The following is an 8,779-nucleotide window of genomic DNA, read 5'->3' as shown; positions in this document are numbered from 1 at the left end:
ACGCTGGTACGCGTTCTACCACAGTGACCAGAGTGCCAGGATTGTAGTAGGCAGAACCGCCGTTGTAATTGTTGTTGTTTACGATGGCTGTGCCCAGGTCGATTGTCGTATTATTGTAGCTCCAGTAGTAGTGCAGTTGAAGTGCATTGGCTGCGGATGCCGTAATTTTTACACTTGTACCGGTGGTTTTGGCATTAGGGAGAATGTAGGCGTATCCTTGACCAGCAGTGAGTGTATTGGAATAGCTGCTTCCATAACTTACGATAGCGGGATTAGCTGATGCGGTCAGGCCAAACATAAGGGATATACCCATAAAAAATACAAATAATGTGGTGCTTAGTTTTTTCATCGATACCTCATCCTTTCAAAATGAAATGGTTTAAAGTGTAACCTCACTAAAACGAAAACCTTTTCGAAAATGGATTGAAGCATCCTCCTTTTTTCAGTTTATGTTAGCGTTAACATTCCTGACGGCTATACTATATACCAATAAAATACAGCTGTAAATAGCGATTTAAATGGAAGGATAGCCAGTTACGAATTATGATCTCTGACCATGTCCTATAAAAAATGACCGCTTTAGGCGGTCATAAGATTTCTTGTTTTTTGATGTACAATCTGATGCAATTACATTAATAAAGCTAACAAATGAACGGCCCCAATTATCCCCATGGGGTAAATAAATGATCTGGAATATGTATTCTTAAATTCATTACGAGGGTGCTTCTCGAAAAATAGGTGCAGTGCCGCATGAATGATGAAAAATATATCCAGCACCCAGAACGTAATCGTCTGGTAAGAGCTGAAAAGCAGTGCGAGGATGACGGTGTAAAGTGGCAGGTGAACGAATGTGAAGAATTTATAGGCCTTCTCATCTTCCATGTCTTTCAGCACGATAAACAATTTCCATTCGGATCGTCTAATGGCATCCATCTCGTGCAGAAGAAATAAAGATAAATTAAATAAAAATAAGACTAGTAAAAAGTCTGGCATTCCCATTCTCCTTTTCTAAATGCAATCTTCCCCTATCTTACTGAAGTTTCTTCTATTTGGCAAAGAATGACAAAAAGGTTCACGCTCCGTTCATACGTTCTTGATATGCTCTCGAAAGAAAGCAAGAGGAACCGTTTTAAAAAAATATGCGGAGTGGTGGAGGTTGATTATGTCATCGTCGATAAGGAAGATTTTTGGCAAAATGATGGTACTGGTGTTGTTATGCATTACATTAGGAGCAATGGGGTTAGGGACAATGTCACCCGTAGCGGCTGCGGTATCCGCTCCCGGATTGAATTCCGGTAAATTGGATCAGAGAGCTGCTGCGAACCTGGATGACAAAGCTCAACTAGCAGCATTCATTGATGGGATTATGGATGTGCAAATGAACTCCTTACAAATTCCGGGTGCAGTCATTTCGATTGTGAAGGATGGAAAGATTCTGCTCTCCAAAGGGTACGGACATTCCAACATCGAAGAAAATATACCCGTTGATCCCGAGACTAGCCTGTTTCGCATCGCTTCGACAACAAAGTTGTTCACATGGACCGCTGTGATGCAATTGGTCGAAGAGGGAAAGCTTGATCTCGATACAGACGTCAACACCTATCTAAAAACGGTGAAAATACCATCAACCTATGCGGAGCCGATTACATTGCGCCATCTCATGACCCATACCGCAGGCTTCGAGGAAGGCGGTGTAGGCTATCAGATCACTACTGATCCGGAGAAACTTCCCGTGTCTATTGCTGAAACGATGGCGAAGCACATGCCCGCACGCGTTAAGCCTCCAGGCGAGATGCTGGCGTATTCCAATTATGGTGCCTCACTCGCGGGACTTATCGTCGAAGAAGTCAGTGGTATTGCCTATAATGACTATATCCAGAAAAATATCTTTGATCCGCTGGGTATGAATTATGCTACGGTAGAGGAGCCTGTTCCAGCATCTTTTGAGCCTTATGCGGTGCTAGGATATGCCCGAGCCAATGGCGAGTTTGTAACCAAGCGGCCAACGTTTGAGGGAGGCTTCCGGCCTGCGGGATCAGGCAGCGTCTCGGCGAACGACATGGCTCACTTCATGATTGCCCATCTACAGGACGGGAGATATGAGGATAAGCAAATTCTCAAGCCGGAAACCGCCAGGCTTATGCATTCCCCGGCATTCCAGTTTGACGAACGTTTACCCGCCATGGATTTGGGCTTTTACGAGTTGAATATGAATGGATTGCGTGTGATCTCTCATGCAGGGGCCGACGAGCTGTTTAATACAGAGCTTTATCTTGTACCGGACAAACAAATGGGTATCTTTGTTTCCTATAGTGGAGGGGACGGTGGAACGGCAGCGGGAGGGTTGGCGCAAGCCTTTTTTAATCGTTACTATCCTGCCCAGACGGGTAAGCAGCCTGCTGCAACCTCTATTGAATTGGGGGAGCCTCTGGAGAAATATGCAGGTTCCTATCAATTTACACGTCGTAATCACACGAAGGTCGATAAGTTTTTCAGTTTTCTGACTCAGATCAATATTGAGGTTTCGGATAACCGGCTCTTTATTGGAAGTGGTGCAGATCAGCAAGTATACACTCCGATTGGCGTGAATTTATTCCAGGAGGTCGGAGGCACACATCAGATGGGGTTCCGTACGGATAAAGAGGGCAAGGTCACGTATCTGTTTCTGGATATGTTGAATCCAATGCCTCTGGAACCTGCGCCATTGATGAATCAATCGAAGTTCTGGCTCCCATTGCTCGGTATTTCGGCCGTTCTGTTCATCACCGTATTGCTGGGAGCGATTTATCACAGACGCGAAAACAAAGAGATGCCAAGGGTGCAGAAATGGGCAGTCCGGCTGTCGGCAGCTACTTCTGTGTGGTCATTGGTGACCTTGGGCGCAACACTTCTGGTGATGAACATGGATCTGATCGATCGACTCAGCCACATTCCACTATCTTTGCGTCTTTACCTACTCATGCCTCTGATTCTTGTGGGATTGTGTGTGGCGATCGTAACGATGAATATCCTGGCATGGAAGAATAGCTATTGGACGCTACCGAAGCGTGTGCACTATACGTTCTTAGCCTTAGCAGCAGTAACCTTGTGTTTATTTTTCTATCATTGGAATCTGTTAGGCTGGCATTTTGGTTGAACCCTCCATCCAGGTGGAAGAGGAGAAGAATTGGAGGCATGCATTTCATATGACCCAAATCCTTGTCGTGGACGACGATGTGCATATTCGGGAGCTAATTACCTTATTTTTGCGGAATGAGGGATTTGAGATCGTGGTGGCTAAAGACGGTGCGGAAGCACTGGAGATTGTTGAGAAATCCCAAATTGATCTGGTCATTCTCGATATTATGATGCCACGATTGGATGGTTGGGAACTATGCAGGGAGATCCGGCGCATGGATCTGAATATGCCGCTCTTAATGGTCACGGTGAAAGGGGAATCGGCTCAGAAAGTGAAGGGTTTCCAGCTTGGAACGGACGATTATTTGACAAAGCCCTTCGATCCACTGGAGCTTGTGATGAGAGTGAAAGCATTGCTGAAACGGTATCTAATTGTCTCTTCCCAAACCATACAGTTGGGTGGCATTGTGCTGAATCGCCGCAGCTTTCAAGTGATCAGGGGAGAGGATACGCTCAATCTACCTTTAAAGGAGTTCGAATTGCTGTTCATGCTGGCGAACCAGCCAGGGCAGATTTTTACCCGGGAACAGTTAATTACAAAGATCTGGGGGAGCGACTATGAAGGGGATGACCGGACGGTTGATGTTCACATTAAGCGATTGAGGGAAAAATTCGCTGGCGATGCACACCATTTTCAGATTGAAACGGCCCGCAGTCTGGGCTACCGGTTAGTCATCACATGATCAAAACCTTATATGTTCGTATTATTTGCACGTTTCTGGTCGTCATCATCTTCAGCCTGCTGACCTCTTTCTTCCTGGGGCTCTTCCTGTTCAAAAAAGAAGTAAACCATCTCGGGCAGAATGACATGATTGCAACAGGTGAGGAAATGATACGTCTCTATGAACAAACGCAACCTGAGGACAGGGATGCGTTCATCAAGAGTATGGTGAAAGTGTCCACCTACCCCATTCATCTGTATGACATTTCTGGTAACTTAACTTTTTATGATCTGGACCATACGGAGACCGTCGAAATTGCGCCAGAAGTGGTTCAAATGGTGTTGCAAGGCCAGGTATATCGTTCTCCCGGAGAGGTGGAACAGACATTCATCGGTCTTCCTTTTCCATACAAAGGAGAGCCACAAGCCATATTCATGCAATATTCTCCACAGAACGAAAATATCATTAATCGGATGGTCCTGCTGGTATTATTGCTCGCACTGTTGATTGGAAGCCTCTGTATTCTTATCGCTGCAAGGTATTTGGTGAAACCGATTCAAGCGTTGACGCGGGCAACCAAACGGATGGCAAAGGGTGATTTTGATGTGGAAATTCCAACAAAACGACTGGACGAAATGGGAGCACTGACGCACAGTTTTAATGAAATGGCGAGTGAGCTTAAACAGTTGGAACAGATGAGACAGGATTTTGTTTCCAGTGTATCTCATGAGATACAAACCCCGCTCACATCCATTTCCGGTTTTGCAATGGCGATGAAAAACAGTAGCTTGGTCGCGGAGGCTGATCGTAATTATTACCTCGATATCATTATTACGGAGAGTGGACGACTATCCAGACTTAGCGATAATCTGCTGGAGCTTGCATCTCTGGACTCGGATCATCATCCATTCGAAGCAACCACGTATCATCTTGACGAGCAAATTCGGCAAATTGTCGTTACCTGCGAGCCGCAATGGTCCACCAAAAATATTCAGGTTGATCTGGAATTGGCAGATACGATTCAAATTACAGCGGATCGGGACCAGCTTAACCAGGTTTGGATGAATCTGCTGGGAAACAGCATTAAGTTTACACCTGCAGGTGGGCATATTCATATACGTACGAATCAGTTAGCGAATGAAATTCTCTTCACGATAACGGATACGGGCATTGGAATTAGCGCTAGAGCAGCTGGATTATGTGTTTGATCGGTTTTATAAAACAGACCTGTCGCGAAACAGCAGCATCGGCGGAAACGGTCTGGGTCTTGCGATCGTCAAAAAAATTGTGATGCTCCATCATGGAACCGTCAACATGAAAAGTCAGGTAGGCGAAGGGACGACGGTAATGGTTCATCTGCCTTTAGGATAAAAGCAAAGAAAAGTTCAGGGCTGCTAACATTCATTTGTTGGCAGCCTGTTTTTGTATGACAGATCGTCAAACCCCATGTAATAGTGACACTATACATTCAAAATAGTGAACTCTTTTACCCACAGTTTATACATCCCGCATAGTAGGTTGCTAACGTGGTGAAAAGGGGTGATAGGATGAGAACAATCGAAAGAGTGTATCCGGCCGACAGCAAGCCTGTACTCACAAGCCAAGCCCTTGGGTGGGATCACCTGCAGGTGGCCCGGTGGCCCAGTCCTCAGCATGCTGCCGGGGGGCTTACCGGAACGAAGCATCAGATTGGTATCCATTGTTCAGCTTATTATGAGAATTACTACACCATTCATATCCTTCCTGCGGGAGAACCTGTTCTCTGTTCCTGGGGAAAGGCTTCTCTATATTTTTTGCAAATTGAAATTCCCCCTTCTTATCTGGAGCACATCGCGCGCGAATCAGGATTGCTGAAGGAAGGGTTTGTTCAGTTGCAGCTAAAGTATTATGTCAAGGACCCCAAGCTGCTGCAACTAGGCCTCTGGCTGCTCGAAGAGCTACAGAATGGCGGCAGACAAGGGAAAATATACAGTGATTCACTCTCCAATATGCTCACCTTGCATCTCTTGAACCACTATTCCCAGGTATGCACGGGGAGTACACCTTCCAGAATGACTGCCAACCAGGAAATCTATCAGTCCATTGAATATATGAAAGAAAATCTGGAGGCGGAGCTCTCCATTCAGGAGCTGGCCGACCGGGCTGCCCTGAGCCTGTCCCATTATATTCGGCTGTTCAAACAGCAGACGGGGCATACACCCCATCATTATCTGATTCGCTTGCGGATTGAATATTCCAAGCTGCTGATCAGCAAGGGAGAATACGGTTTGAAGGAAATTGCGGACCGGGCCGGCTTCTCGGACCAGGGCCACTTCACCAGAATGTTCAAGCGAATCGCTGGAACGACGCCCAAACAGTACATGAACGAGGTCTCTGCAAACCGGATTATTCTAAAATGATTGTTTTGTTCAATAAAAACAGCATTTTGTCCAACAGACATCCGTAGCCTGAACGCTACAATATGTTTAAGCCAAGCGGGCAATGAGTTCTGCTGGCTAAAACGGAGGTTACTGCTTCTATAATGGACGAGCTACTATAGAAGCAGGCCCACAATTCAGGAGGAGTCCATTAATGAAACTGAACAAAGTGTCTGGTTGGGTCTGTGCTGGAGTCTTGCTTGCGGGTTCTTTAACAACAGGAGCATGCGCGGTCCCTGCCGCGGCTGAAGCTGCGGATTATGCAGTAGTCGCTCAACAGGCAGCTGAATCCTGGCATGAGGTGTCCAAGCAGACTTTTTGGCTTACCGATGCCTTTGAGCGCGGGCAAGGCGTTACAACAGACGGAAAATCATGGATTTTTAACTCCCAACTTGGACTGATCAAGACGGCACTGGACGGCAAGACGGTGCAGGCGCGAAATGCGGTTGCCATCCCCGCTGAGATAGCTCTAAAGGGCGGTGACCACATTGGCGACATTTCTTATTACAACGGGTTGATCTATGCTCCGATCGAAGACAGCAAGAAATACGAGCATCCTTACATTGCAGTTTATAATGCCTCGACCCTTCAATACACCGGAACCTCCTATGAACTTCCGCTGAACCTTCATCCCGGAGGTGTGCCCTGGGTAGCGGTGGATGCCGCTCGCGGCCAAGTCTACACAGCCCAATGGAACAATGCGCCGGTGCTGAATGTATTTCGTCTCAGTGACATGACCCTCATTAAAACAGTCCCGCTTAGTCAGACTATTGATCGCATTCAAGGTGCAGAGATGTATAACGGTGCGCTGTACGCTTCTTCCGATAACAATTCGCAAAAATCCGTCTACCGGATTGATCCGGAAACCGGAGCTGTCACGCTGGCCTTTGACCGAAATCTTGGAAGCAGCAATGAAGCGCAAGGTATCACTGTACTTCCCACGGCAGATGGTGCGGTCCTGCATATCCTTGATGTAGGCTCGAACCGTGTAAGCATGAATTTCAGACATTACGCATTTTAAACAGGGCCGTGAAAGCTCTGCACATATGAGGGGAGAAAACACATGCTAAAGCAGGGTAGAATGATGCTGATTGCGCTTGGGTTAACGTTCATGTTGACCGGTTGCGGTCAGGGAGGGGCCAGTGGAGCGGATACAAAGGCGGGAACAGCCACAGTGGCTTCAACAACTGATGCAGGCAACGCTTCGAATGAGACATCCAAGGAGCCGGTTGAAATCTCGTTTTATTATCCGGTCAACGTTGGTGGTCCGCTCACCAAGGTAATAGACGGGATGACGAAATCTTTTATGGAGAAGTTTCCTGATATTAAAGTTAAGCCGGTCTATACCGGAAACTACGGAGATAATACGATCAAAATTCAGGCAGGCGTACAAGCCAGCCAGCCGCCGGATGTGGCTGTAATGATGTCCACCGAGCTGTACAGCATGCTGGACACGGAGGCGATAATTCCACTCGATGATTTTATTGCTAAGGATACGGATTACAACAAGGATGACTTCTATCCGGCCTTCGTGGAGGATACCCAAGCGGATGGACATACCTACAGCATACCGTTCCAGCGAAGCACGATCATTCTGTACTACAACAAAGACATGTTTAAGGAAGCCGGTCTTGACCCGAATAAGCCGCCGACGAATTGGGATGAGTTAGTGGAATATGCCGGGAAGCTGAATCGTGATGGACATACAGGGCTGGAGATTCCGGGCAATGACGATTCCTACTGGATGTTCCAGATGCTTGCCCGACAGAATGCGAGCGATCCCAAGCAGAGCATTATGGGGAACGATGGCAGGAAGGCTAATTTCAATACGCCGGAGAACGTCGAGGCTCTGCAGTTTTGGCTTGATTTGTCCCGTAAGTACAAGGTGATGCCTGAGGGAGTTATTGATTGGGCGGCTACCCCAACCGACTTTATTGAAGGCAAAACGGCTATGATGATGCACACCAGCGGCAATCTGACGAATGTAAAAACCAATGCCAGATTCGACTTCGGTGTAGCCTTCGCACCCGCTAATAAGCAATACGGATCACCTACGGGCGGAGGAAACCTCTATATTTTCAAGGATACCACTCCGGAGAAACAGGAAGCGGCCTGGGAATTCGCCAAGTTTATGACTGCGCCTGAGCAGGCTGCATTGTTCAGTTCGTCATCCGGTTATGTCGGTGTGCGAGAATCGGCCTACGATACCGAAGCGATGAAGACCTATACGGATGGCTTTCCCCAGGCACTTGTTGCCCGTGACCAGCTTCAGTATGCGTTCAGGGAATTATCCACACATAACCATGGCAAGGTGTCTTCGGCTTTGACGAACCAGATTCAATCCGCGCTGGCTGGCAAAATTGATGCGGCCGGAGCATTGAAGGCCGCGCAAGAAGAGGCGGATCGTGTGCTCGCTCCTTTTAACAAATAAACCTGCTGCATTCAAGTGTTCAGTATGAAGAGAGCCTGGCGGGAAGCCATTCATATGCCTCCCGCCCATACCTCTTTATAAGCGGCGAATGG

General features: G+C 47.2%; 9 protein-coding genes. 7 read left to right on the top strand and 2 right to left on the bottom strand.

From position 1 onward, the window contains the following. On the bottom strand, positions 1-349 hold a 349-nt coding region (locus AMS66_RS02485), incomplete at its 3' end, for a hypothetical protein (protein ID WP_082350530.1). 278 nt (positions 350-627) lie between these two features. Further along, positions 628-933, bottom strand: a complete 306-nt coding sequence (locus AMS66_RS34490) for a DUF6713 family protein (protein ID WP_330219277.1) — start codon at positions 931-933, stop codon at positions 628-630. 229 nt (positions 934-1,162) lie between these two features. On the opposite strand from AMS66_RS34490, the gene AMS66_RS02475 reads away from it, so the two are divergent. The 7 genes from AMS66_RS02475 (at position 1,163) to AMS66_RS02450 (ending at position 8,687) form a co-directional block, all read left to right on the top strand. Beyond that, complete coding sequence (locus AMS66_RS02475; protein WP_053779284.1) at positions 1,163-3,136, top strand: serine hydrolase domain-containing protein; 1,974 nt, start codon at positions 1,163-1,165, stop codon at positions 3,134-3,136. Between the two features lie 49 nt (positions 3,137-3,185). Then, the gene (locus AMS66_RS02470; RefSeq protein WP_053779283.1) at positions 3,186-3,860 is read left to right on the top strand and encodes a response regulator transcription factor; all 675 of its coding nucleotides are present in this window, start codon (positions 3,186-3,188) and stop codon (positions 3,858-3,860) included. Then, the gene (locus AMS66_RS02465; protein ID WP_236703095.1) at positions 3,857-5,047 is read left to right on the top strand and encodes a HAMP domain-containing sensor histidine kinase; all 1,191 of its coding nucleotides are present in this window, start codon (positions 3,857-3,859) and stop codon (positions 5,045-5,047) included. The genes AMS66_RS02470 and AMS66_RS02465 overlap by 4 nt, the downstream gene beginning before the upstream one ends. After that, complete coding sequence (locus tag AMS66_RS33350) at positions 5,010-5,210, top strand: ATP-binding protein (protein ID WP_236703093.1); 201 nt, start codon at positions 5,010-5,012, stop codon at positions 5,208-5,210. The genes AMS66_RS02465 and AMS66_RS33350 overlap by 38 nt, the downstream gene beginning before the upstream one ends. Before the next feature lie 176 nt (positions 5,211-5,386). Next, positions 5,387-6,238, top strand: a complete 852-nt coding sequence (locus AMS66_RS02460; RefSeq protein ID WP_053779282.1) for a helix-turn-helix domain-containing protein — start codon at positions 5,387-5,389, stop codon at positions 6,236-6,238. A gap of 172 nt (positions 6,239-6,410) precedes the next feature. Continuing rightward, on the top strand, positions 6,411-7,277 hold the full coding sequence (locus AMS66_RS02455; protein WP_053779281.1) for a DUF6923 family protein: 867 nt from the start codon (positions 6,411-6,413) through the stop codon (positions 7,275-7,277). Between the two features lie 42 nt (positions 7,278-7,319). After that, entirely contained in the window at positions 7,320-8,687 is a 1,368-nt protein-coding gene (locus AMS66_RS02450; RefSeq protein ID WP_053779280.1) for an ABC transporter substrate-binding protein, read from the top strand. Positions 8,688-8,779 lie beyond the last annotated feature (92 nt).

It is taken from the genome of Paenibacillus xylanivorans (assembly GCF_001280595.1).
Classification (GTDB): domain Bacteria; phylum Bacillota; class Bacilli; order Paenibacillales; family Paenibacillaceae; genus Paenibacillus; species Paenibacillus xylanivorans.
Note: the sequence above shows the minus strand (reverse complement) of the source record. Positions and strands in the feature narration are given on the sequence as shown.

Excerpts from the sequence above, each read along its gene's own strand:
- AMS66_RS34490 (WP_330219277.1), bottom strand. The coding sequence starts at position 933 with ATGGATGCCATTAGACGATCCGAATGGAAATTGTTTATCGTGCTGAAA.
- AMS66_RS02475 (WP_053779284.1), top strand. The coding sequence starts at position 1,163 with ATGTCATCGTCGATAAGGAAGATTTTTGGCAAAATGATGGTACTGGTG.
- AMS66_RS02470 (WP_053779283.1), top strand. The coding sequence starts at position 3,186 with ATGACCCAAATCCTTGTCGTGGACGACGATGTGCATATTCGGGAGCTA.
- AMS66_RS02465 (WP_236703095.1), top strand. The coding sequence starts at position 3,857 with ATGATCAAAACCTTATATGTTCGTATTATTTGCACGTTTCTGGTCGTC.
- AMS66_RS02460 (WP_053779282.1), top strand. The coding sequence starts at position 5,387 with ATGAGAACAATCGAAAGAGTGTATCCGGCCGACAGCAAGCCTGTACTC.
- AMS66_RS02455 (WP_053779281.1), top strand. The coding sequence starts at position 6,411 with ATGAAACTGAACAAAGTGTCTGGTTGGGTCTGTGCTGGAGTCTTGCTT.
- AMS66_RS02450 (WP_053779280.1), top strand. The coding sequence starts at position 7,320 with ATGCTAAAGCAGGGTAGAATGATGCTGATTGCGCTTGGGTTAACGTTC.